Raw genomic sequence first — 21,373 nt, 5'->3', positions numbered from 1 at the left:
TCAGTCGTCTGCGGGGGCGACGCTCGGCGGCCACGACGTCGCGCCGAGCTCCCGCGAGATGTTCCGCGCGGTCTCTCGCAGAGCGTGGAGCACGGCATCCGAGGCGGGAGCCTGCGAGCTGGGCATCACGACGGCGACCGCTGCGACGATGTCGTTCGACGAGTCGGCCACCGGCGCCGCGATCGACGACTCGCCGAGCACGGCCTCGTCGACCTCGGTGGCGCTGCCGCGTTCGGCGATGGCCGGAAGCTCGAGCATCAGCCTGGCGATGTCGGTGATCGTGTCGCCGGTGAGGCTGTGCAGCGGACGCTCGAAGACCGTGCGCTGAAAACCGAGATCGTGCGCGAGCAGCACCTTGCCCATCGCGGAGGCGTGAGCGGGGATCGCGACGCCGGTCTCGAGCATCTGCTGACTGTCATCGGGGCGCAGATCGTGGTGGATGACGAGGACCTCATGGAAGTGCGGCGCCCCGAGTCGCACAGGCAGGTTCGTCCGGCGCGCGAGCTCCTGCGTCCACCGCATGGCGCGGGCCCTGACATCGAGGGTGTCGAGGTACACGTTGCTCAGGCGCAGCAGCGTGGGGCCGAGCATGTAGCGCTGCCCTCCGCGCTCTTTCGCGACCAGTCCATGCTCGCGCAGGGACTTGACGATGCCGTGCACGGTCGACGGCGGGAGGTTCAGTGCGAGAGCCAGATCGGTGATGCCGAGGTGGCGCGCGCCCTGCAGCAGCTCGAGCACTTTGGCTGCGCGATCGATGGCCTGGATCACAGCGGCTCCTCCCTCCGGTCGTCGTCGAGCCGGGCGGTCACGTCGGCCGCCAGGTAGATCTTGACAACTCGACTGCGCCCGAGCATATTCGACATTGACGAATAACTTTCCAATATTGCGAAAGATCGCCACCGCAGAGATCAAGGGAGATCGAACGATGAAGAAGCTCATCAACAACCCCGCCGATGTGCTGGCCGAATCGTTGCGGGGCGTCGCCCTCGCGCATCCGGAGCTGTCGGTGGACTTCGAGAACAGCGTGATCACCCGGGCCACGCCGAAGGCTGCGGGCAAGGTGGCGGTGGTCTCGGGCGGAGGATCCGGACACGAGCCGCTGCACGGTGGCTACGTGGGCGTCGGGATGCTGGACGCCGCCGTCGCGGGCGAGGTCTTCACCTCGCCGACTCCCGATCGTGTGCAGGCCGCGACCAAGGCTGTCGACCGGGGTGCCGGAGTGCTGCACATCGTGAAGAACTACACCGGAGACGTGCTGAACTTCGAGATGGCCGCCGAGCTCGCCGAGATGGAGGGCATCGAGGTCGGCACCGTGATCGTCGATGACGACGTCGCCGTGCAGGACTCGCTCTACACGGCTGGTCGCCGAGGCGTCGGACTCACCGTGCTTCTCGAGAAGCTCGTCGGCGCAGCCGCGGAGGAGGGGCAGGATCTCGCCTCGATCGTCGAGCTCGCGAAGCGCATCAACGGCCAGGGCCGCTCGATGGGCATGGCGCTCACGAGCTGCACCGTGCCAGCCGCCGGCAAGCCGACGTTCGACCTGCCCGAAGACCAGATGGAGATCGGCATCGGCATCCACGGCGAACCCGGTCGTCACCGGGAGCCGCTGGCTCCGGCATCCGAGATCGCCCGCCAGCTCGTCGAGCCGATCCTCGCTGACCTCGACGCCGCAGGACCCGCGATCGTGATGCTCAACGGCATGGGCGGATCGCCCCTGATCGAGCTGTACCTCATGTACGGCGAGGTCGTGCCGCTGCTCGAGAAGGCCGGCGTGCAGATCGCCCGCAACCTGGTCGGCGACTACATCACCTCGCTCGACATGGCCGGCTGCTCGCTCACGGTGCTGAAGGCCGACGACGAGCTGCTTCGGCTGTGGGACGCTCCCGTCAACACTCCGGGCCTGCGGTGGGGAGCATGATGACGAGCGTCGACACGGCAGCGCTCATCGACTGGATCCACCGGTTCCGCGATGTGATCACGGAGAAGCGCGAGTGGCTCACCGAACTCGACTCGGCGATCGGCGATGCCGACCACGGCGCGAACATGGCGAGAGGCATGGATGCGGTCGTCGCCAAGCTCGACGCAGGGGCGCCGGCCGCCGTCGACGAACTGCTCAAGACGGTGGGCATGACCCTGGTGAGCTCCGTCGGCGGCGCGAGCGGCCCCCTGTACGGAACTCTGTTCCTGCGGATGGGGATGGCCGCGGGCCCGGTCACCGAGCTCGACGCCTCGGCGCTCGCCGCGTCACTGCGAGCAGGCCTCGACGGCATCGTCGCTCGAGGCAAGGCCGAAGCGGGGGACAAGACGATGTTCGACGCGATGGCTCCGGCGGTCGACGCGCTCGATGAGGCGATCGCCGGCGGAGCGGATCTCGGGGCCGCGACGGCGGCGGCAGCGGAGGCGGCGGCATCCGGTCGCGATGCCACGGAGCCCCTCGTCGCCCGCAAGGGACGTGCGAGCTATCTGGGTGAGCGCAGCGCCGGTCATCTCGACCCCGGCGCCGCGTCGACCACGCTGCTGTTCGAGACACTCGCCCAGGCCACTGCGGAATCGTCCTGATGATCGGCATCGTCGCCGTCTCCCACAGTGCTCGACTCGGGGAGGCGGCGCTGGAACTCGCCCTGCAGATGGTGCAGGGCGGGGGAGTGCGCGTGAGGGTCGCCGCCGGTGCGGGATCGGATGCCGACGGCACGCCCATCCTCGGCACCGACGCGGTCGCAGTGGCCGCGGCGATCGACGAACTCGCGGCGGACTGCGACGGGGTGCTCGTGCTGATGGACCTGGGGTCTGCGGTGCTCAGCGCCGAGCTCGCGCTCGAGCTGCGGATGAGCGACGTGCCGGTGCGCCTGGCGCCTGCGCCCTTCGTGGAAGGACTGCTCGCGGCGGTCGTGTCGGCTGCGGCGGGAGGATCGCTCGACGTCGTCGCGCAGGAGGCCGCAGCTGCCCTCGGCGCGAAGACCGGGCAGCTCGGCGAAGCGAATGCCGCCGGTGCCGAGGATTCCAGCACCGGCGAGCCCAGCGCCGATGCATCCTCTGCCGATGAGGATCCGCCTGCCCGGCCGGATGCCGTCGTGCGCGTGGTGACCGTGCGCAATCCGCTCGGTATCCACGCGCGTCCGGCCGCGCTCATCGCCGAGACGTCGGCGGGAGCTGATGTGCGACTTCGCAAGCTGCCGGACGGACCCGATGCGGCCGCTGCGAGCCTCTCCCGACTGCTGATCCTCGGCGCTCGACAGGGCGACGACGTCGAGGTGTCTGCGACCGGGGCCGACGCCGAGAGTGTCGTCGAGCGTCTCGTGGCTCTCTTCGACGACGGGTTCGGCGAGGGGACGACCGAGGTCACGGACTCTCCCGCGGCTGCAGCGACCCCGTCAGTCGCGACGGAGCCGCCGGCTCCTTCGCAGATCGCGGCGGGAGAGGTGCTCCGCGGGAGGGGAGTGAGCGGCGGACGGGTCGCGGCGCCGGCGGTGATCCTCGCCGCTCCACTCGACGAGCCGGATGCGAGCGCGGTCGTCGCGCCGGCTGACCGCGAGAGCGAGGTGTCCGCGATCGAGTGGGCCGCCGTTACAGTGGCTGATCAGCTCCGTGCGCGCACATCGACAGTGACCGGGGAAGCACGGGCGATCCTCGATGCGTCGCGTCTGCTCGCCTCCGACCCGGAGCTCGTGTCCGAGGCCTCGGCGCTCGTCCGTATCAACGGGGTCACAGCGGCGCGAGCGGTATGGGAGACCGCGGTCTCGCACGAGCAGGGCCTCGCGGCACTCGGCGGACGGATGGCCGAGCGGGCGGCGGACATCCGCGACGTCCGCGATCGCATCGTCGCGGAGATCCTCGAGGTCGACGTCCCCGGCGTCCCTCAGCGTGAGGAGCCGTTCGTGCTGGTGGCCGTCGACCTCGCCCCGGCTGACACCGCCGCCCTCGAAGGCGGGAGCTGCGTCGGCCTGGTGACCGAGCAGGGCGGGCCCACGTCGCACACCGCGATCATCGCCCGATCTCTGGGCATCCCGGCCGTGGTCGGGGCTGCCGGGGCGACCGGGATCGCGCCCGATGCCGTCGTGCTCGTCGACGGCGACCGGGGCACCGTCGAGGTCGAACCCGACCCGGCGCGCGCGGAGGCGGCGAGGGTCGAAGCGGTCGTCGTGCCCTTCGAGGGAGAGTGTGTGCTCGCCGACGGGCACCGCATCCGTCTGCTCGCGAATGTGGGGGGAGCGCCCGAGGCAGCGACCGCTGCTGCCGCCGGAGCAGAGGGCGTCGGACTCTTCCGCACCGAGTTCTGCTTCCTCGATCGCGTCGATGCGCCGTCGATCGACGAGCAGGTGGTGGCCTACCGCGGTGTCCTCGCAGCCTTCTCGGGGCGTCGGGTCGTCGTGCGCACGCTCGATGCGGGCAGCGACAAGCCTCTGCCGTTCGCGAACGCGGATCACGAGGACAATCCCGCCCTGGGGGTTCGTGGCCTGCGCATCGCCCGGCGGTCGCCGGCGCTGCTCGACGATCAACTGCGCGCGCTGGCACGGGCAGCCGAGGCGGAGTCGGCGGTCGTCGAGGTGATGGCGCCGATGGTGGCCACGGTCGACGAGGCGCGTGCCTTCGCCGAGAGCGCGCGTGCGGTCGGGCTCATGACCGTCGGTGTGATGATCGAGACGCCGTCGGCGGCGTTGCTCGCCTCGGAGATGCTCGAGGTCGTCGACTTCGTCAGCCTCGGCACCAACGACCTCGCGCAGTACACACTGGCGGCGGATCGCCTGCTCGCCGAGCTCGGTGAGCTGAATGACCCGTGGCAGCCAGCTGTGCTCCGGCTGATCGGGGCGGTCGGCGCCGCCGGGCGAACGTGGGATCTTCCGGTCGGGGTGTGCGGCGAGGCCGCTGCGGACCCCGCCCTCGCGCCGGTTCTCGTGGGACTCGGCGTCACCTCACTGTCGATGACACCGCGGGCATTGGGCCGCGTGGCGGCAGCACTCGGGGCCGTCACGGAGGCGCAGTGTCGAGCGGCGGCGGCGGCCGTGCTGAAGGCGGCGACCACAGCGGACGCCCGTGCAGCGGCAGTCGCGGTCCTCGGCCCGGAGAGCGTCGGCGGACCGATCGCGTGAACGACCGGTCCGCCGGTGGAATGTGCCGAGATGCCGCTCAGGCGTGCAGATCGACGCACTTCGTCTCCTTCACCATCGACACGGCGATGAGGGAGACCACAGCCGTGATGGCGATGTAGACGCCGATCGTCCATGCTGCCTGGAACTGGTTCATCAGAGCCTCTGCGATCATCGGTGCGAACGCCCCACCGAGGATGGCACCCAGCGCGTATCCGATCGAGACACCCGAGTAGCGGACGTTGGCCGGGAACATCTCGGCATAGAGGGCCGCCTGCGGCCCGTACGAGAGCCCGAGAGCGAACGTCATGACGAACAGGGCGACGAAGTACCAGAAGATGTTCGCCGTGTCGATCAGGAACCACATCGGCACGGCCCAGAGCGCGAGCGCGATGTAGCCGATCTGGAAGGTGCGGACGCGCCCGAGGCGATCGGAGATATGACCGCCCCAGAGGGTGAAGATGAGCCACCCGAACGAGGCGAGGGTCGTGGCCAGCAGCACGGGAGGACGTTCCATGCCGAGGGCTGTGACCGCGTACGTGGCGAAGAACGCGATGAGCAGGTATCCGGCGGCGTTGTTGCCGATGAAGATGAGCGCGGTGAGCACGACCTGCTTGGTGTTCTTGCGGAACAGTCGGCCCAGCGGCGCCGAGGCCTCCTGCCGGCGACGACGGAGGTCTTCGAACACGGGGCTCTCGTCGACCGCGCGCCTGATCACGTAGCCGACCGCGATCAGCACGATCGACATCAGGAACGGGATCCGCCAGCCCCACTCGAGGAAGGCCTCAGGTGACATCGAGCTCGTCAGCACCCAGAGCGTGGCCGTCGCGAGGATCATGCCGATCGGAACGCCGATCTGCGGGAAGGCGCCGAAGAGTCCTCGACGACTCGTCGGCGCGTGTTCGACGGCCATCAGTGCCGCCCCGCCCCATTCACCGCCGGCTGAGAACCCCTGCAGGATGCGGAGCACGATGAGCAGGATCGGCGCGGCGACCCCGATCGCCGCATACGTCGGAAGCACTCCGATCAGCGAGGTGGAGAGCCCCATCATCACCAGCGTGAAGACCAGCATCTTCTTGCGGCCGAGCTTGTCGCCGAGGTGCCCGGCGACGATGGCGCCGAGAGGGCGGAAGAGGAAGGAGATTCCGATTGTGGCGAAGGACAGGATCTGCGCGAACCCCTTGTTCTCCTCGGCGATCGGCGCGAGAAAGAGCGGGGCGAGTACGAGACCCGCCGCCTGCGCGTAGATGAAGAAGTCGTACCACTCGATCGACGTGCCGACGAGGGTGCTGGCGAGGACCCGACGTTCCTCGGTGGGCATCCGTGTTCTCGTGGTGGCGGAGACTGCTGAGGTCATGCGAACTCCATTGTTCTGCAGGGGGATGAGCGACGTCGCCGTCGCCCCGGGACTACTTACCGAATGAACGGTCAGTAAATGTCGAGCGTAGCGCAGCCGACAGCGCGGGTAAATATATACGGAGATCGGAATGTGAATTCTCTCATTCCGATCTCGACATGCCGGGGCCTCTCGACCTCGCCCGGTCGCCGCACTAGCCTCGCAACAGGCGCGGTGGAGTCGCGACGGATGAACTCGGAGGGTTTCATGGTCAGGAATGTTTCGCGCCGAGCCCGGGGCGCGCTCGCGGCCATCGGGGTCGCCGCAGTCGCAACGCTGGCGGCATGCGCGCCCGGCACGCAGGAGACTGCGTCACCCACGCCGTCTCCTGCGCCCGCGACCACCGCTCCGGTGCCGTACGCAGGGCCGATCACGTTCGTCGGCGACGAACTCGACTTCTTCGCCTTGACGCCCGAGGAGATCTCCGGAATCGTCCCCGAGGCGACCGGAATCGGAGACGTGTCGCCCGTGTTGGAACAGGTGTCGGACGGTGGGGGTGCGATGGCGATCCCCGCGATCTGCGAAGCGTTCTACGTGGAGCAGTCGCTCGGATCCGTCGGCGCGAGGACGATCGACTGGACCGTGCCTTCCGACCCCGAGTACGGATTCGGAAGACTGCTCGTCCTGCAGTTCGCCGACGAGGCGCAGGCGCAGACGCGGATGGACCAGCTGCTGCAGGCAGCGCAGCAGTGTTCCGACTTCACGAAGGACGGCCCCGTCTCCTTCGACGCGGTGATCCCCGAGAACTCCGGCGATGCTCGAGGGTTCGCGGGAACCCTCATCGATGCGGGGCTCGGCTGGCAGTCCTTCGGCGCGTTCGCCTCCACCGGCAACGTGATCGTGCAGCTGTGGCAGCCGTTCAGCGGCGATCGCACCTTCGACGCCGAGGCCGCCGCTCTGCTTCTCCAGACGCGCGCTGACGAGGCGCGCGCTGGGCTGGTGGAACAGCTCACCGCGAATCCTCCCGTCGCCGAGGAGGATCCGTCGGGCGATCCCGGCGATGTCTGGAGTGACTGGCAGATCGGTGTCGGGGGAGTCGGGCCTCTCCGGCTCGGAGACGAGCTCGACTCCGCCCTCGCCGCCGCCGGTGCTGACCAGGTCCTCGAACCGGCCTTCGAGGGCGGGCCCTGGACGCTCGTCGACTCCGAGGTTTCGGGGTCGATCCGGGTGCAGCCTGCCGAGGGGAGCGACGCCGTGCAGTCGATCACCGTCGGCAACGAGCGGAGTCTGGACGACGCGCCCCAGGACGGCGCGGCGCTGCCTGCACGCGGCGATGTCCGGGTCGGCGATCCGGTCGCCGACGCGATCGCCGAATTCCCCCGCGGCACGATCGTCGACGTGGCGTCGTCGGGTGACGACTATTACGAGGTCGCCACCCGTGATGGGCAGGTCTTCGTGTTCCGAGCGGATCGGGATGTCGTGGACGAGGGAGCGATGATCGTGGGGATCACGGTCGAGGACGCGACGGCACGCACGGCGCTGCTCTTCGGCTGACGAATGAGGAGCGGATGTCTCCTGTGGCGCCTCACACCTTGCCGAACGCGCGCAGCGGATGTTCGATGAGCTCCGTCACTCGACGGAGGAAGCTCGCGGCGTAGCCGCCGTCGCACACCCGGTGGTCGAACACCAGTGACAACTGCGCGATGCGGCGGGCGACGACCTGTCCGTCGACCACCCACGCGCGCTCGATGATGCGACCGATACCGAGGATCGCCACGTCGGGGTGATTGATGATGGCCGCAGAGCCGTCGACGCCGAGCCCGCCGTAGTTGTTCACCGTGAAGGTCGATCCGCGCAGACGCTCGGGCGGGGTCGACCCGGATCGTGCCGTCGCAGTCAGCTCGCGCAGCGTCGCGTCGAGCTGCTCGATGCTGAGTTCGTGGGCGCGCGGGATGACCGGGACCATCAGGCCGCGTGCGGTGTCGGCGGCCACCCCCAGATTGACGCCCTCGAAGGAGATGAGCTCGGATGCATCGTCGCTGAGGCGCGACGCGAGCACGGGGTGATCCTCGAGTGCGAGAAGCACGAAGCGTGCGAGAAGTGCGGTGAGGGAGGGAGCCTTGCCACCTTCGGGCGACATCTGCGCGCGCAGGTTCCACAGTTCGGTCGCATCGACATCGACCCAGACGGTCGCCTCGGGGATCTCGGAGCGGCTGCGTGCGAGTTTCGCGCTGACGGCCTTGCGCAGCGGGGACATGCGTTCGCGCGAGGCGACGGACAGGCCGTCGACGACCTCGCCGCCGGTACTCGCGCCCGCACCCGCGCCGCGATGCTGGGCGGCGACGCCGTCGACCGCGACATCGACAGCAGCGGCGAGCACGTCGGCTCGGGTCACGGCACCGTCGTGTCCTGTCGGGACGATCGTGTGCACGTCGAGTCCGAGGTCGCGTGCCAGACGTCGCACGAGGGGGGAGCGGACCGCCACGGTGCGTCGTGCCGGAGCATCCGATTCGGGCGTGCTCCGCGCCAGCTCGGTCGCGGGTGGTGCTGGTGGGGAATCGACGTGCGCGGCACGGGGCCTCCTCCGGCCCGAGGTGGTCCGCTCGGACGTGCCGTAGCCGATCAGCACGTTGCCGGAACCCGCACGCTCCTCTTCGCGGTAGGCATCGCGCTCGACGGACTCGGGGGCAGCAGGGGGCGCACCTGCGTCATCGTCATCGTCCACTTCGAGCACGGGAGCTCCGACGTCGATGGTCTCACCCGGCTCTCCATGCAGTGCCCTCACGACCCCCGCGAAGGGCGAGGGCAGCTCGACGATGCTCTTCGCCGTCTCGACCTCGGCGATCGCCTGGTCCGTGACGATGGTCTCGCCGACCGCGACGAGCCACTGCACGAGGCCCGCTTCGGTCAGTCCTTCGCCGAGGTCCGGCAGACGGAAGACCCGGGTGGTCAGTGCGGTCATGAGTCGTCCTCCCCGCGCTCGTCTTCCCAGTGCAGCGAGTCGATCGCGTCGAGGACGCGGTCGACATCCGGCAGGTACCAGTGCTCGAGCTTCGGCGGTGCATACGGGGTGTCGAAGCCGGTCACACGGCGAACGGGCGCTTCGAGGTATTCGAAACAGCGCTCGAAGACCCGTGCCTGGATCTCCGATGCCACGCTGGCGTAGCCGGGCGCCTCGGCGATCACGACGGCACGGCCGGTCGCGCGCACGGCTGCGGTGACGGTGGCATCGTCGAACGGCGAGAGCGAGCGGATGTCGACGACCTGCACGCTGCGACCCTCGGATGCCTCGACCTCGGCCGCCTCCAGCGCAAGCGGTACGGACGCGCCGTAGGCGAGGAGGGTGACATCGGTGCCGTCGCGAGCGATGCGCGCGGTGCCGATCTCGGCTGCGACGGAGGTGTCGACCTCGCCCTTGGTCCAGTAGAGCTTCTTCGGCTCGAGGAAGATCACCGGGTCCGGCGATGCGATGGCCGCCCGAAGCATCGAATACGCGTCCTGCGGCGTCGACGGGCATACGACGGTGAGCCCCGGCGTATGCGCGTAGTAGGCCTCCGAAGAGTCGCAGTGGTGCTCGACCCCGCCGATGCCGCCGCCGAACGGGATGCGGATCACCAGCGGCATCCGCACGACTCCGCGGGTGCGATTGCCGAGCTTCGCGACATGGCTGACGATCTGTTCGAATGCCGGCAGGGCGAACGCATCGAACTGCAACTCGACGACCGGGCGCATGCCGTTCATGGCCATGCCGACGGCCGTGCCCACGATGCCGGACTCGGCGAGCGGGGTGTCGAAACAGCGCTCCTCGCCGAACCGTGCGGTGAGCCCGTCGGTGATGCGGAACACTCCGCCCAGAGCGCCGACATCCTCGCCGAAGACCACGACCTCGGGGTCGGCCTGGACAGCGTCCGCGAGGGCGAGGTTCAGCGCGGCCGCCATGCTCATGGTCGACACGCTCGTCGAGCGCTCATCGACGCGGATGTCGTCGTGTGCGATGGTCATCGGGCACCTCCGGGAGTCGCGTGCACGGCCGATCCGGCCTCCGCAGCCCGGGTCCGTTCGATCTCGCCTCGAAGCATCTGCCACTGCTCCTCGAGCTGGGGCGAGCGCGTCTCCGTCACGAAGCGGAACAGATCCTCGGGGTCGATGTCGGTGTCCGTGTTAAGTGCCTCGCGCATCGCTGTCGCGATGAGCTCTGCTCCGGCGGCATATTCATCTTCGAGCTCGGGCGTCAGCGCGCCGACGTCGGTCAGGTGCGCTCGCAGACGTGCCAGCGGGTCTCGTGCGACCCACGCCTGCACCTCGGCGCGCTCGCGGTAGCGGGTGTCGTCGTCGGCGTTCGTGTGCGCCTGCATCCGATAGGTGTGCGCCTCGACCAGCGTCGGGCCGCCGCCTGAGCGGGCACGGTCGACGGCTTCGCCGAGTACGGCCAGCACCGCGGCGACGTCATTGCCGTCGACGCGCTGACCGGGCATCCCGTAGCCGATCGCCTTGTGCGCGAGCGAGGGCGCCGCGGTCTGGCGGCTGAGTGGCACGGAGATCGCGAACTCGTTGTTCTGCACGAAGAAGACGACCGGGACGTGGAAGACCGAGGCGAAGTTCATGGCCTCGTGGAAGTCGCCTTCGCTGGTCGCGCCGTCTCCGCACAGGGCGAGCACGACGGTGTCCTCTCCTCGCTGCTTCGCGGCGTACGCGAAACCCACCGCGTGCAGCAGCTGGGTGGCGAGGGGAGTGGCCTGTGGGGCGACGCGGTGCGCGCGTACGTCGTAGCCCGAGTGCCAATCACCCTTGAGTAGCACGAGCGCCTCTGCCGCGGGGACGCCTCGTACGATGACGGAGACCGAGTCGCGGTAGGTGGGGAAGAGCCAGTCGCCGTCGGACAGAGCGTGCGCCGCGCCCACCTGACAGGCCTCCTGTCCGTGCGACGACGGGTAGACGGCGAGGCGCCCCTGACGCACCAGTGCACTGGCCTGGTCGTTGATGCGGCGTCCTTCGACGATGCCGCGATACGCGGCCAGCAGAGTGTCGGTGCCGGGCATCGGGTAGTGCTCGTCGGCGACGGCTGCGCCGTCGACATCGATCAACCGCACCGCCGCATCGCGCGGAAGCAGATCTGTGTGTTCCATCCGTTCGCCCTCCTTGCCGAACCTGATGGTGACAGCTTGCCCCGCGCGCGACAGTCGTCCAAGAGCAGTCATCGGATCGTGGACGAATGCGCGAAGCGTGCCGCTTCTCGTGCCAAAATGTCAGAGTTCCATGTCCGGACGAAGGGGGCCCATGATCACGCTGGATGAGACCGACGAGGCGATCCTCGGCGAGCTGAGACGCGACGCCCGCGCCTCGATGACGGCCATCGCCGAGGCGGTGCACATCTCGCGAGCTGGCGCGCACGCGCGCATCAAGCGCCTCACCGATGCGGGCATCATCACCGGGTACACAGTGCGAACGGATCCGGTGCTGCTCGGGCATCACGCAAGCGCGTATGTGACCCTGGCGATAGAGCAGGCCACCTGGCAGGAGGTCAGCGCGCGACTTCGCGCCATCCCCGAGATCGAGCACATGGCTCTCGTCGGCGGCGACTTCGATGTGATCCTGCTCGTGCGGGCGAGCGATGCCCGAGACCTCCGCCGCATCGTCCTCGAGGACATCCAGGCGATTCCCTCGATCCGATCGACGCGCACGACGCTGATCTTTGAGGACTTCGCGTTGATCTGAGCGCCCGTGGGGGCATCGCTGTCGATCTGTCCGTGTTTCCTGTGCTGACGTCTCTTCCCTTCATCTCCTTTCTTTTCTTCATCTCCTTCTCGGTCGCGCGCCTCGTGCGGTTCCCACCGTTTCTCGTGTTTCATCGGGGCCTTCGATGCAAGATTCCGGGAGATTGGAATACGGATCTGATCTGGGGTTATTCGGGCTGATCTGGGGTCTCGAATGTCGGTGGTGGCGTGTTGACTTGCGGGTATGAACAGCACTGCGGAGCTTCTGGATCGGGTCGTCGCTGACCTTGATGCGGTGCTGTCTGATGACGCGTTGGCGGGGTTGTCGGATGTGGATCGGGTGGCGGTGTTGCAGGGTGCGGGCGCCGCGTTTCGGCGGGTCGAAGCGGTGATCGTCGAGACGGTCGCGACTGGCGATCCGGGCGATTTCCCCCATTCGGCGGGCTGTCGGGGTCTGAATGAGTTGTTGCAGCGGACGGTGTTGGTGGATGTGCGGGGTGCGTCCCGGGTCGACAAGGTCGTCGATCTGGTCAGGCGTCCGGTGAGTCTGGCGGGGGAGCGGATGCCGGCGCGGTGGTCGGAGATGCGCCTGGCGTTGTTGGACGGAGTGCTCGGGGTTGCGGGGTTCCTCGCGGCGACGGGCCCGATCGAGAAAGTGTGGGATCGGCTCACGGTCGATCAGCGGTTGGCGGCGGATGTCGCGTTGGCGGGGTGCGCCCGCGGGCACGGCCTCGAGGCCGACGATGCTGATGGTGACGATGCGGCTACTGAGGATCTGGACGAAAGCACGCCGGGTCCTGCGCCGACGGCGCAGGACCTGAAAGCGCTCGCGGAGGATCTCGCGTCGATGTTCGACCCGGATGGGGAGGAACCGAAAGACGAGGACGCGCGGCGTCGCCGGGGCATCACGATCGGCCGGCTCAAGGATGGCGTGCATGCGATCCGCGGGTATCTGACCCCGGAGGTCGCGGCGCAGTTGCAGCTGATCATGGACGCGATCCTCAACCCCAAGGGGGAGGGGCCGCCGATGCCCGGGGTGCACTTCACCCCCAGCGACGGCAGTCCTGCGTCCGATGTCGACTTCGACTCTGACTCTGACTCTGACTCTGACTCTGACTCTGACTCTGACGCTGATGCGGACGCGGATGCGGATGCCGGCCCGGACGCGGAGGCCGATGCGGAGGGTGATGATCCGTTCAATTCGGATCCGCGGTGTGTGCTCGATGATCGCACCGCGGCGCAGAAGCGCCACGATGCTCTCGCGATGGTGTTCGCGATCGCGGCCCGTCACAACGCCATGCCTACGCTCGGTGGGGCGTCACCGGTGCTTGTCGTCACCGTCGACGCGAAAGACCTCGCGGGCGGGGCGGACAGCGGCAGCGGCAATGGCGGGTGGGCGACGATCCCCGGATCCGGCGCCCATGTGCCCGTCTCGGTCGCTGCGCACGTCGGGTGTGCGGGGACGATCCAACGGCTCCTGTTCGATGAGGGACGGATCATAGGGATCACGACCACCGACCGCATCTTCACCGTGCACCAACGCCGCGCGATCGTCGCCCGCGACAAAGAATGCCTGATCCCCGGATGCCACGTCCCCGCCTCATGGTGCGAGATCCACCACGTCACCGAACACGCCAACGGCGGTCCGACACGCACCGATAACGGTGTTCCGTTGTGCTGGTGGCATCACCGATCCCTCGGCACGTCGGGATGGGAGATACGGATGAACCACGGCGTCCCACAGGTACGGGGACCGAGCTGGTGGGACCCCGAACAACGATGGCGAACACCACGACTCAGCGCTTCCCGGCTGAAACTTCCCGCGCAGCTCGCCCGCACCGGATGAATACGGACGGGGCTGTGCAGATGTTCATGAGCGGTTTTTCGCGCACCTCAGCGGCACGTGGTCGACGGGCTCAGTGGCGAGCCGCCGGCCATGACAGGACCGCCCCATCATCCACGCGACGGCATCGATACACCAGCAACGCTACGTCGCGACGTCCCGCCGCATCGACGAGCGACGAGCGACGAAGCGACGAAGCGACGCATCACCGGACGGTGAGCTCGAACCCGTCGGTCGTCGGTACGACGGTCACCTGGGTGAGGTCGTCGACATGGAAGGTGGGTTCATGCGAGGCGGCGTGCGAGCCGACCCCGACCACACGCATCCCCGCAGCGTGAGCGGCCTGGATCCCCGCGCCGGAATCTTCGAACACCACGCAGTCGGCAGGGTCGATACCGAGCAGCTTCGCGCCCAGCAGGAAGCCCTCAGGATCCGGCTTGGACGCCGACACGTTCTCGGCAGTCACGGTCAGGGAGGGCACTGTGAGTCCTGCCTGCCCCATACGCGCATTCATCAGCGTGAGATCGGCCGAGGTCACGATCGCGTGCGGGTAGGGGAGCAGCGCCGCAAGAAGCGCATCCGCGCCCTCGATAGCGACGACGCCGTCGACATCCTCACTCTCGTTCGCCAGCATCAGGGCGTTCTCCCGGATGTTGATCTCGTGATCGCGATCCGGCAGCATGATCGCCATGCTCTGATGACCCTGACGGCCGTGGACGACACTCAGCACCGTCGCCGGCTCGATGCCGTGCGGGGCGGCCCACGCCAGCCACAGTCGCTCCACGACGGCCGTGGAATCGACGAGGGTGCCGTCCATGTCGAGCAGGACGGCGCGGGCGCTGATGGTCTCGGTCATGCTCTCAGGCTAATGCCGCAACATCCGGAGTTCATCGCTGGCCCCGCTCGCGGGAATCGTGCTTCTATGATGTGGGCGGAGGCCAACGATGCGATATCTCGGCGACAAGGTCATGCAGGTCCTGCGTCAGTTGCGCGGTCCCGACACAGCGGATGCGGTCTTCGAGGCGACTGCGCTCATCGTCGGGGCGTTGTTCTTCGTGCTCGGCTTCGTGATCGGGTGGCCGGTCTTCTGGGGGCACGAGTTGGCGATCAGCGGCACCGGCTCGATCGGGGCGTTCGCCGCCTACGGTGGCGCGATCACCGCCGTTCTGGCTTTCGCTCTCGGGCGCCTCGTGGTGCGCCCCGCGGCGGTCGCGCCGGACGGAACCCGTGACGGCTTCAGCGTTCCGGGTGATCGGCTGCGCTGGTACGACCTGGCCGCCATCGCCTTCGCGCACGCGGCGATCGCGTACCTGGGGTGGCTGGGTATCGCCGAGCTGCTCGACCGCAGCTTCACGGATGCCCCGGTCTTCGCCTTCCCCGGGGCGATCCTGGTGGCTGTGGCCTTCGCGCTCACCGCCTACGTGACGTTCCTGAGCGCTGTGGCACTCACGCCCATGGTGCTGTCGCTGGTCCTGGCGGTCTTCCTCGTCGTGGGAGCGTTCGCTGCGATGCTCGCCTCGAGCGATGTGCACTGGTGGCAGGACAACCTGTCGGCTCTGGGGATGAGCAGCAACAGCGCGTCTCTGGCGTTCAATGCCACTCTGATCATCGCGGGAATCCTGGTCACGACGATCGCCAGGTATGCGACCGCCGGCCTGCCGGTCGACGACCGTATCGATCGTCGAGGGCGCCGCATCGTGCGGGGCGGGCTCATTCTGATCGGCATCTTCCTCGCTTGCGTCGGGATCTTCCCGGTCGACGAGTTCTTCCTCGTGCACAACACGGTGGCGACAGGGATGACCGTCGCGTTCGCCGTGATCGTCATCGGTCTGCCGTGGTTCGTGCGCACGATCCCGCGGGTGTTCGTGGCGCTCGGGTGGATCTATGTGCTGGTGATCGTGCTGCTCGGCGTGTTCTTCGCGGTCGGTTACTACAACCTCACGGCGGTCGAGCTGATCGCGGCCGTGCTCATCTTCAGCTGGATCATCGTCTTCCTGCGCACCGCGGGTTCGGTCGGCGCCGAGCATCGCAGCGATCCCGTGGCCGCCTGAGAAGTGGTCTGAGGCGCATGCGCGTGGCGCTTCGCGCGCGGCTCAGCGCAGCGTCTGAGTGGCCTCGGCTGTGCGCTGCAGCGCGTGAACGGCGTGAGCATGGCGCTTCTGCGCCACCCCGACGAACAGGCAGTCGACCAGGGCGAGCTGCGCGATCCTGCTGACCATGGCGCCTGCGCGCAGGCGCGGTTCGCGGGCGTGACTGAGCAGAGCGTGATCCGCCTCTGCGGCGAGAGGGGAGCCGGATGCGCCGGTGACGCCGATCGTGATGCTCGCCGCCGACCGTGCGGTCTGCAGGAAGAGCAACGTCTCGCGGGTCGTGCCCGAGTGGGAGAAGCCGATCGCCACGGTCTTCTTGGCGCCGAGTGCGGCTGCGGCGCTCGCCTCGTGCGCATCGGTGAGGACGATCGCCGCATGGCCGATGCGCAGGAGCTTGTGGCCGAGGTCGGCCGCGACGAGACCGCTCGCGCCGATGCCGAAGAGCAGGATACGGTCGGCTCCGTCGACCGCATCGACCGCCGCGGCGAGCACGTCATAGTCGACGCCGGCGATCGTCTCCTCTATGGCGAGCAGCTCCAGCGCCGCCACCTTGGCGGTGGCCTCCCGCAGTGAGTCCGCCGCCGAGATCTCGGCGCCGAACCCGGTCGACGCGGGGAACTGCACGGACTCTCGCCCGAGTTCGGCGGCCAGAGCCATCCGCAGCGCCGCATACCCGTTCACGCCGATCGCTCGACAGAAGCGCACGACGGAGGCGACCGAGGTGGCGCAGGTCGCGGCGATCTCCGTGATGGTGCTGTCGACGACGATCGTCGGATCGTCGGAGATGGTGCGGGCGATGCGCGCGAGCGACGGCGGAAGATTCTCGGCCGCTGTCGCGATCGTCGTCTGGATGCTCATCGCTCTCCTGCGTCCTGGCGTTCCGGAAAGGGGCTGTAGAAGTGTTGCTGAACAATTATTTCACGTCGGGTGCGTAGTGCGTAGACTATTTCCATGCTTTCTCCCTCCGCCGTCGTGGCCGTCGATCTCGGCAAGTCACGATGCCGTCTGGTCGTCGCGGAGACGGATGCCGTCACCGGCCGGCGAACTTCCCGTCAGCAGCTTCGCGACGGTGTCGGGGCTCCGGGCCTGGCTGCACGCGACGGCGTCGCCGCCGCGCTCGACTCGATCCTTCCGCTGACGGCTCATCTCGGCGTGCCGATCTCGTCGATCTCCGTCGGCGCTGCCGGCGCATGGACCGCGCCGGCAGCGGCATCCGAACTCGCTCGGCGACTCGCAGACGCGATGGACGTCCCCGCTGCCGTGACGTCGGACGTCGTATCAGCGCACGCCGGTGCGCTCGACGGACATCCGGGAGTGCTGCTGATCGCGGGCACCGGTGCGGCAGCTCTCGGGATCGCCTCCGGAATCGACGGCCGCGACGGCGGCGCCGGCGTCGCCACCCTGGTAGACGGCTGGGGTCCGGAGCTCGGCGACTTCGGCAGCGGGTCGTGGCTCGGGCGCGAGGCTCTGCGCGCGGTGCTGCGTGCTTCCGTGAGCCTCGGGCCGAGCACCGACCTCACCGACGCCGTGGCTGTGCCGGTCGGCGCACCGTCTGCGATCCACACCTGGCTCGCCGAAGACGGCCCTCTGCCCCGACGCCTCGCGACCCTCGCCCCGCTCGTGCTCGACGCCGCCGAGTCCGGTGATCGGGTCGCCGTCGAGATCGCCGCCGAGTCGGTCCGCCTCCTCACAGCGTCCGTGGTCGCTGCATCGTCGAGCAGCGGCGCGTCATCGCGCAGCGCTCAGGTGACGCTGCACGGCGGCCTCTCCGAGCACGTCTGGTTCCGCGCCGGGATCGAAGAGTCCCTGCGCGCTGCCGGACGCACGGTCGTCGCCTCCGCCGGCGATGCTCTCGACGGCGCGCTGCTGCTCGCAGACCGCGCCGATCTTCCCCATGAAAGGTTCGTGCACCGTGCCGAATGAACACGCCAGGTTGACCACGCTCCTCGATGTCCTGTCGACACTCGGAACCGAGGCCTCGACGACCGAGCGCGGCGACCTCGATCTGCTCGACACGATCGAGCTCGTAGACCGGATGAACGCCGAGGACCGCCGTGTCCCTGTGGCCGTCGCTGAACGAAGCGCCGAGATCGCCGCCGCCGTCGACGGCATCACGGCGCGCTTCCGCGACGGGGGACGCCTGATCTACATCGGTGCAGGTACCGCCGGACGCATCGGCGTGCTCGACGCCAGCGAGTGCCCGCCGACCTTCGGCACGGATCCGTCGATGGTCGTCGGACTCATCGCCGGAGGCGAGACGGCGATCCGGTCTGCGGTCGAGAACGCCGAAGACGACGGCGAGGCGGCGGGTCTCTCGCTGCGTGAGATCGGGCTGACCGAGCGGGACACGGTCGTCGGGATCTCCGCCTCCGGGCGCACCCCCTATGTCGTGGGGGGACTGGAGTTCGCCCGTGGGGTCGGCGCGCTCACCGTGGCGATCGCCTCGAACGCGGCGTCCGACATCGGCGCGGTGGCGCACATCGCGATCGAGGTGGTCACGGGGCCCGAGTTCATCTCGGGGTCGACGCGCCTGAAGTCGGGCACGGCGCAGAAGCTCGTCGTGAACATGCTGACCACGCTGTCGATGATCAAACTCGGCAAGACGCATCGCGGTGTGATGGTCGACCTTCTCGCGACGAACGAGAAGCTTCACGCCCGTTCGATCCGCACGGTCACCGAACTCACCGGCGCCACTGTCGACGAGGCCACCGACGCCCTGGCTTCGGCCGACGGCTCGGTCAAGCTCGCGATCCTGATGCTCTCGACCGGGGCCTCAGCCGAGCGCTCGGCGCAGGCACTGCGTGACGCGGACGGCATCCTGCGCGTCGCGATCGCGGACCTCTCCTGAGGGGTGCCGTCGACGCGTGCTTCTCGCTTCAGCGATCTCGGCGCGGCACTGATTCACGCGTCAGTGCGTTCCGCCGAACTCGATCAGCACCACACCCAGGGCGATGAGCGCGACGCCGATCGCCATCATGACGGAGAAGTGATCCTTGAAGATCACCCGGCCCAGGATCGCCGTGATCGCGACACCGGCGGCGGCCCAGATGCCGTAGGCGACGCCCACCGGCATCCCCATCGCGAGGATCGTGCCGAGCAGTGTGAACGCCGCGAGGTAGCCGACCACGATCACGGGGATCCACCGGCGCCGCCGCAGGCCCTCTGATGCGCGCAGGCTGAGAGTCGCGGTCACTTCGCTCGCGATCGCGAGCACGAGGAGCGCCCAGATCACGACGCCACCTCGGCCGGTGTCTCGCGCGTGTGGGATCCGAGCTCGACGAGCAGCACTCCGACCACGATCACGCCGATCCCGATGATCTGCACCGTTCCGAGCAGCTCGCCGAAGAGCACCGTGCCCATGATCGCGGTGAGCACGACGCCGATGGCCGACCAGATGCCGTACGCGACGCCCACCGGCATCCCGCGGTCGAGCACGATCGAGAGCAGCCACAGCGAACCGGTGTATCCGAGCACCACGGGGATCAGCCAGAGCGGATAGGTGAAGCCCTCGGCGGCGCGCAGCGACAGGGTGGCGCCGACCTCGAGAACGATCGCGATCAGCAGGGGCGGCCACGCCGATCGGCGAGGGCGATCTGTCATCTGTTGCCTTTCGACGAGCGAAGAGTGGGGCGAGGGGGATGGGTGGGGTGCCGGGGGAGAGAACGCGTCGGATGCTCGCACGATTCCCTGACGCGCAGGTGAACCAGGCGGCGAGACGCCGCGATTTCGGAACACTCGCGCGCGGCGCGTACCCTGGATTCATCCCCCGAAGCTCACCCGGCAATCTCGCGCGCCGGCGACCTCGGCGCGCTCACACATGCAAGGACGCAGATGAACGTTACCGCCGCACCCCACGACGACTGGACGGCGCGAGAAGAGCTGGCCGAGCGGATGATCCCGCTGATCGGCGCACTCAAGCGCGACCATGACGTGGTCACCTCACTGCACGGCCACCGCCTGCTCGGACTCTCGGCGACGGGCATCGTCGAGGTGCATGACCGCGTCGCCCAGCTCGGGCACGAGCAGCTTGCGCTCGACGACACGCTGGCCGTGCTCGAAGCCGTCGCGGATCTCGCCCCCGGGGCATCCTCACTCGACCTCGCCCGCCTCGCCGAGGGGCACGCCGACAGCGATCTGCCGCTCGATGCCTACCTGGCCGACGTGCTCGCGCCCGCTGTCGGGGCGGTCGCCGCCGCACCCACCGATGTCGTGCTCTACGGGTTCGGCCGCATCGGCCGGCTGCTCGCGCGCATCCTGATCGCCCACAACGGCGGGGGCAGCGGGCTGCGCCTGCGAGCGATCGTCGTGCGCCGCGGCTCGGACAACGACCTCGTCAAGCGCGCCTCGCTGCTGTTGCGGGACTCGGTGCACGGGCGGTTCGCCGGATCCGTCACGGTCGACGAAGACGCCGAGCAGATCATCGCGAACGGCACCCGCATCCAGGTCATCTACTCCGACGACCCCTCGGCTGTCGACTACACCGCGTACGACATCCGCGACGCGATCGTCGTCGACAACACCGGGCGCTGGCGCGACGAGGCGGGCCTCAGCCGTCATCTCGAGGCGACCGGCGTCGCGCGGGTGCTGCTCACCGCCCCGGGCAAGGGTGCGCTGAAGAACATCGTGCACGGCATCAACGACCAGACGATCACGACGGACGACCGCATCATCACCGCGGCGTCGTGCACCACGAACGCGATCACTCCGGTGCTCAAGGCGGTCGACGAGGCGTATGGCATCATGCGCGGCCACGTCGAGACGGTGCACTCGTTCACCAACGATCAGAACCTGATCGACAACTTCCACAGCGGCGATCGCCGGGGTCGCTCCGCGGTTCTGAACATGGTGATCACCGAGACCGGAGCAGCGAAGGCCGTCGCCCGAGCGCTCCCCGAGCTCGAGGGCAAGCTCACGGGGTCCGCGATCCGCGTTCCCACACCCGACGTCTCACTGGCCGTGCTGCATCTGAGCCTCGAGCGCCCTGCGATCAAGGACGAGCTCAACGACTACCTGCGCCGTGTCTCGCTGCATTCAAAGCTGCGCCAGCAGATCGATTACGTGGAGAGCCCCGAGGTCGTCTCCACCGACTTCGTGGGCTCGCATCGTGCCGGCATCGTCGACGGGCTCGCGACCATCGCGAACGACCGCGACGTCGTCCTCTACGTCTGGTACGACAACGAATACGGCTACTCCTGCCAGGTGATCCGGGTGCTCGAGGTCATGGCAGGGTCGCACCCCGTCGTGCTGCCCGAGCGCCGCGAGGTGACGCTGCACGGGTGAGTGCGCGATGTCCGTCCCGCCCGGCA

Annotated in this window: 19 protein-coding genes; 10 read left to right on the top strand and 9 right to left on the bottom strand. The window is 68.6% G+C overall.

Annotated features, from left to right (window positions below):
• Entirely contained in the window at positions 1–768 is a 768-nt protein-coding gene (locus ACZZZN_RS10240; RefSeq protein WP_463505043.1) for an IclR family transcriptional regulator, read from the bottom strand.
• Positions 769–925: 157 nt separating this feature from the next.
• Between ACZZZN_RS10240 and dhaK the strand changes: the two genes are divergently transcribed.
• From dhaK to ptsP, 3 genes are read left to right on the top strand one after another with little or no spacing between them, the layout of a single operon-like run.
• A complete protein-coding gene (gene dhaK / locus ACZZZN_RS10235) occupies positions 926–1,918 on the top strand; it encodes a dihydroxyacetone kinase subunit DhaK (RefSeq protein ID WP_463505042.1) in 993 nt (330 codons plus the stop codon).
• Positions 1,918–2,559: a dihydroxyacetone kinase subunit DhaL gene (dhaL, locus tag ACZZZN_RS10230; RefSeq protein WP_463506585.1), complete on the top strand. Its 642-nt coding sequence runs from the start codon at positions 1,918–1,920 to the stop codon at positions 2,557–2,559. The genes dhaK and dhaL overlap by 1 nt, the downstream gene beginning before the upstream one ends.
• Positions 2,559–5,087: a phosphoenolpyruvate--protein phosphotransferase gene (gene ptsP, locus ACZZZN_RS10225; protein WP_463505041.1), complete on the top strand. Its 2,529-nt coding sequence runs from the start codon at positions 2,559–2,561 to the stop codon at positions 5,085–5,087. Before dhaL ends, ptsP begins: the two co-directional genes overlap by 1 nt.
• 37 nt (positions 5,088–5,124) lie before the next feature.
• Here the strand turns inward: ptsP and ACZZZN_RS10220 are convergent, their stop codons facing one another.
• The gene (locus tag ACZZZN_RS10220; RefSeq protein ID WP_463505040.1) at positions 5,125–6,441 is read right to left on the bottom strand and encodes an MFS transporter; all 1,317 of its coding nucleotides are present in this window, start codon (positions 6,439–6,441) and stop codon (positions 5,125–5,127) included.
• 246 nt (positions 6,442–6,687) lie between these two features.
• Here ACZZZN_RS10220 and ACZZZN_RS10215 point away from each other — a divergent pair, with 246 nt between their 5' ends.
• A complete protein-coding gene (locus ACZZZN_RS10215; protein WP_463505039.1) occupies positions 6,688–7,974 on the top strand; it encodes a hypothetical protein in 1,287 nt (428 codons plus the stop codon).
• Between the two features lie 31 nt (positions 7,975–8,005).
• On the opposite strand, the gene ACZZZN_RS10210 is transcribed toward ACZZZN_RS10215, so the two are convergent.
• From ACZZZN_RS10210 to pdhA, 3 genes are read right to left on the bottom strand one after another with little or no spacing between them, the layout of a single operon-like run.
• Positions 8,006–9,382, bottom strand: a complete 1,377-nt coding sequence (locus ACZZZN_RS10210) for a dihydrolipoamide acetyltransferase family protein (protein WP_463505038.1) — start codon at positions 9,380–9,382, stop codon at positions 8,006–8,008.
• Positions 9,379–10,422, bottom strand: coding sequence for an alpha-ketoacid dehydrogenase subunit beta (locus ACZZZN_RS10205; protein ID WP_463505037.1), 1,044 nt, complete (start codon positions 10,420–10,422; stop codon positions 9,379–9,381). The genes ACZZZN_RS10210 and ACZZZN_RS10205 overlap by 4 nt, the downstream gene beginning before the upstream one ends.
• Entirely contained in the window at positions 10,419–11,546 is a 1,128-nt protein-coding gene (gene pdhA / locus ACZZZN_RS10200; RefSeq protein ID WP_463505036.1) for a pyruvate dehydrogenase (acetyl-transferring) E1 component subunit alpha, read from the bottom strand. Before pdhA ends, ACZZZN_RS10205 begins: the two co-directional genes overlap by 4 nt.
• Positions 11,547–11,697: 151 nt before the next feature.
• Between pdhA and ACZZZN_RS10195 the strand changes: the two genes are divergently transcribed.
• Positions 11,698–12,135 carry an Lrp/AsnC family transcriptional regulator gene (locus ACZZZN_RS10195; protein WP_463505035.1) on the top strand — a complete coding sequence of 146 codons (438 nt, stop codon included), beginning with the start codon at positions 11,698–11,700 and terminating at the stop codon, positions 12,133–12,135.
• A 243-nt stretch (positions 12,136–12,378) separates the two neighbouring features.
• Positions 12,379–13,980, top strand: a complete 1,602-nt coding sequence (locus tag ACZZZN_RS10190) for an HNH endonuclease signature motif containing protein (protein ID WP_463505034.1) — start codon at positions 12,379–12,381, stop codon at positions 13,978–13,980.
• A 202-nt stretch (positions 13,981–14,182) separates the two neighbouring features.
• On the opposite strand, the gene ACZZZN_RS10185 is transcribed toward ACZZZN_RS10190, so the two are convergent.
• Positions 14,183–14,833 (bottom strand): HAD-IA family hydrolase, encoded by a 651-nt coding sequence (locus ACZZZN_RS10185; RefSeq protein ID WP_463505033.1) that lies wholly within the window; start codon positions 14,831–14,833, stop codon positions 14,183–14,185.
• 88 nt (positions 14,834–14,921) lie between these two features.
• Between ACZZZN_RS10185 and ACZZZN_RS10180 the strand changes: the two genes are divergently transcribed.
• Complete coding sequence (locus tag ACZZZN_RS10180; protein ID WP_463505032.1) at positions 14,922–16,028, top strand: DUF998 domain-containing protein; 1,107 nt, start codon at positions 14,922–14,924, stop codon at positions 16,026–16,028.
• A 42-nt stretch (positions 16,029–16,070) separates the two neighbouring features.
• On the opposite strand, the gene ACZZZN_RS10175 is transcribed toward ACZZZN_RS10180, so the two are convergent.
• Positions 16,071–16,925 (bottom strand): MurR/RpiR family transcriptional regulator, encoded by an 855-nt coding sequence (locus ACZZZN_RS10175; RefSeq protein ID WP_463505031.1) that lies wholly within the window; start codon positions 16,923–16,925, stop codon positions 16,071–16,073.
• A 93-nt stretch (positions 16,926–17,018) separates the two neighbouring features.
• Between ACZZZN_RS10175 and ACZZZN_RS10170 the strand changes: the two genes are divergently transcribed.
• The gene (locus tag ACZZZN_RS10170) at positions 17,019–17,990 is read left to right on the top strand and encodes an N-acetylglucosamine kinase (RefSeq protein ID WP_463505030.1); all 972 of its coding nucleotides are present in this window, start codon (positions 17,019–17,021) and stop codon (positions 17,988–17,990) included.
• Positions 17,980–18,915 (top strand): N-acetylmuramic acid 6-phosphate etherase, encoded by a 936-nt coding sequence (murQ, locus tag ACZZZN_RS10165; RefSeq protein ID WP_463505029.1) that lies wholly within the window; start codon positions 17,980–17,982, stop codon positions 18,913–18,915. The genes ACZZZN_RS10170 and murQ overlap by 11 nt, the downstream gene beginning before the upstream one ends.
• Positions 18,916–18,975: 60 nt before the next feature.
• On the opposite strand, the gene ACZZZN_RS10160 is transcribed toward murQ, so the two are convergent.
• Together ACZZZN_RS10160 and ACZZZN_RS10155 are read right to left on the bottom strand one after the other, a co-directional pair.
• Positions 18,976–19,299, bottom strand: a complete 324-nt coding sequence (locus ACZZZN_RS10160) for a DMT family transporter (protein WP_463505028.1) — start codon at positions 19,297–19,299, stop codon at positions 18,976–18,978.
• Positions 19,296–19,667 carry a DMT family transporter gene (locus ACZZZN_RS10155; protein ID WP_463505027.1) on the bottom strand — a complete coding sequence of 124 codons (372 nt, stop codon included), beginning with the start codon at positions 19,665–19,667 and terminating at the stop codon, positions 19,296–19,298. Before ACZZZN_RS10155 ends, ACZZZN_RS10160 begins: the two co-directional genes overlap by 4 nt.
• A gap of 231 nt (positions 19,668–19,898) precedes the next feature.
• On the opposite strand from ACZZZN_RS10155, the gene ACZZZN_RS10150 reads away from it, so the two are divergent.
• The gene (locus ACZZZN_RS10150) at positions 19,899–21,347 is read left to right on the top strand and encodes a glyceraldehyde-3-phosphate dehydrogenase (RefSeq protein ID WP_463505026.1); all 1,449 of its coding nucleotides are present in this window, start codon (positions 19,899–19,901) and stop codon (positions 21,345–21,347) included.
• Positions 21,348–21,373 lie beyond the last annotated feature (26 nt).

The sequence above is a fragment of the Microbacterium sp. AC145 genome, assembly GCF_979258505.1.
The sequence above is the reverse complement of the archived record's forward strand: the minus strand, read 5'-3'. Positions and strand labels throughout refer to the sequence as shown.

Coding starts and splice junctions, on each gene's coding strand:
- ACZZZN_RS10175 (WP_463505031.1), bottom strand. CDS start 16,925: ATGAGCATCCAGACGACGATCGCGACAGCGGCCGAGAATCTTCCGCCG.
- ACZZZN_RS10170 (WP_463505030.1), top strand. CDS start 17,019: ATGCTTTCTCCCTCCGCCGTCGTGGCCGTCGATCTCGGCAAGTCACGA.
- ACZZZN_RS10185 (WP_463505033.1), bottom strand. CDS start 14,833: ATGACCGAGACCATCAGCGCCCGCGCCGTCCTGCTCGACATGGACGGC.
- ACZZZN_RS10195 (WP_463505035.1), top strand. CDS start 11,698: ATGATCACGCTGGATGAGACCGACGAGGCGATCCTCGGCGAGCTGAGA.
- ACZZZN_RS10190 (WP_463505034.1), top strand. CDS start 12,379: ATGAACAGCACTGCGGAGCTTCTGGATCGGGTCGTCGCTGACCTTGAT.
- dhaL (WP_463506585.1), top strand. CDS start 1,918: ATGACGAGCGTCGACACGGCAGCGCTCATCGACTGGATCCACCGGTTC.
- ACZZZN_RS10180 (WP_463505032.1), top strand. CDS start 14,922: ATGCGATATCTCGGCGACAAGGTCATGCAGGTCCTGCGTCAGTTGCGC.
- ACZZZN_RS10155 (WP_463505027.1), bottom strand. CDS start 19,667: ATGACAGATCGCCCTCGCCGATCGGCGTGGCCGCCCCTGCTGATCGCG.
- ACZZZN_RS10205 (WP_463505037.1), bottom strand. CDS start 10,422: ATGACCATCGCACACGACGACATCCGCGTCGATGAGCGCTCGACGAGC.
- ACZZZN_RS10220 (WP_463505040.1), bottom strand. CDS start 6,441: ATGACCTCAGCAGTCTCCGCCACCACGAGAACACGGATGCCCACCGAG.
- pdhA (WP_463505036.1), bottom strand. CDS start 11,546: ATGGAACACACAGATCTGCTTCCGCGCGATGCGGCGGTGCGGTTGATC.
- ACZZZN_RS10150 (WP_463505026.1), top strand. CDS start 19,899: ATGAACGTTACCGCCGCACCCCACGACGACTGGACGGCGCGAGAAGAG.
- ACZZZN_RS10210 (WP_463505038.1), bottom strand. CDS start 9,382: ATGACCGCACTGACCACCCGGGTCTTCCGTCTGCCGGACCTCGGCGAA.
- dhaK (WP_463505042.1), top strand. CDS start 926: ATGAAGAAGCTCATCAACAACCCCGCCGATGTGCTGGCCGAATCGTTG.
- ACZZZN_RS10215 (WP_463505039.1), top strand. CDS start 6,688: ATGGTCAGGAATGTTTCGCGCCGAGCCCGGGGCGCGCTCGCGGCCATC.
- ptsP (WP_463505041.1), top strand. CDS start 2,559: ATGATCGGCATCGTCGCCGTCTCCCACAGTGCTCGACTCGGGGAGGCG.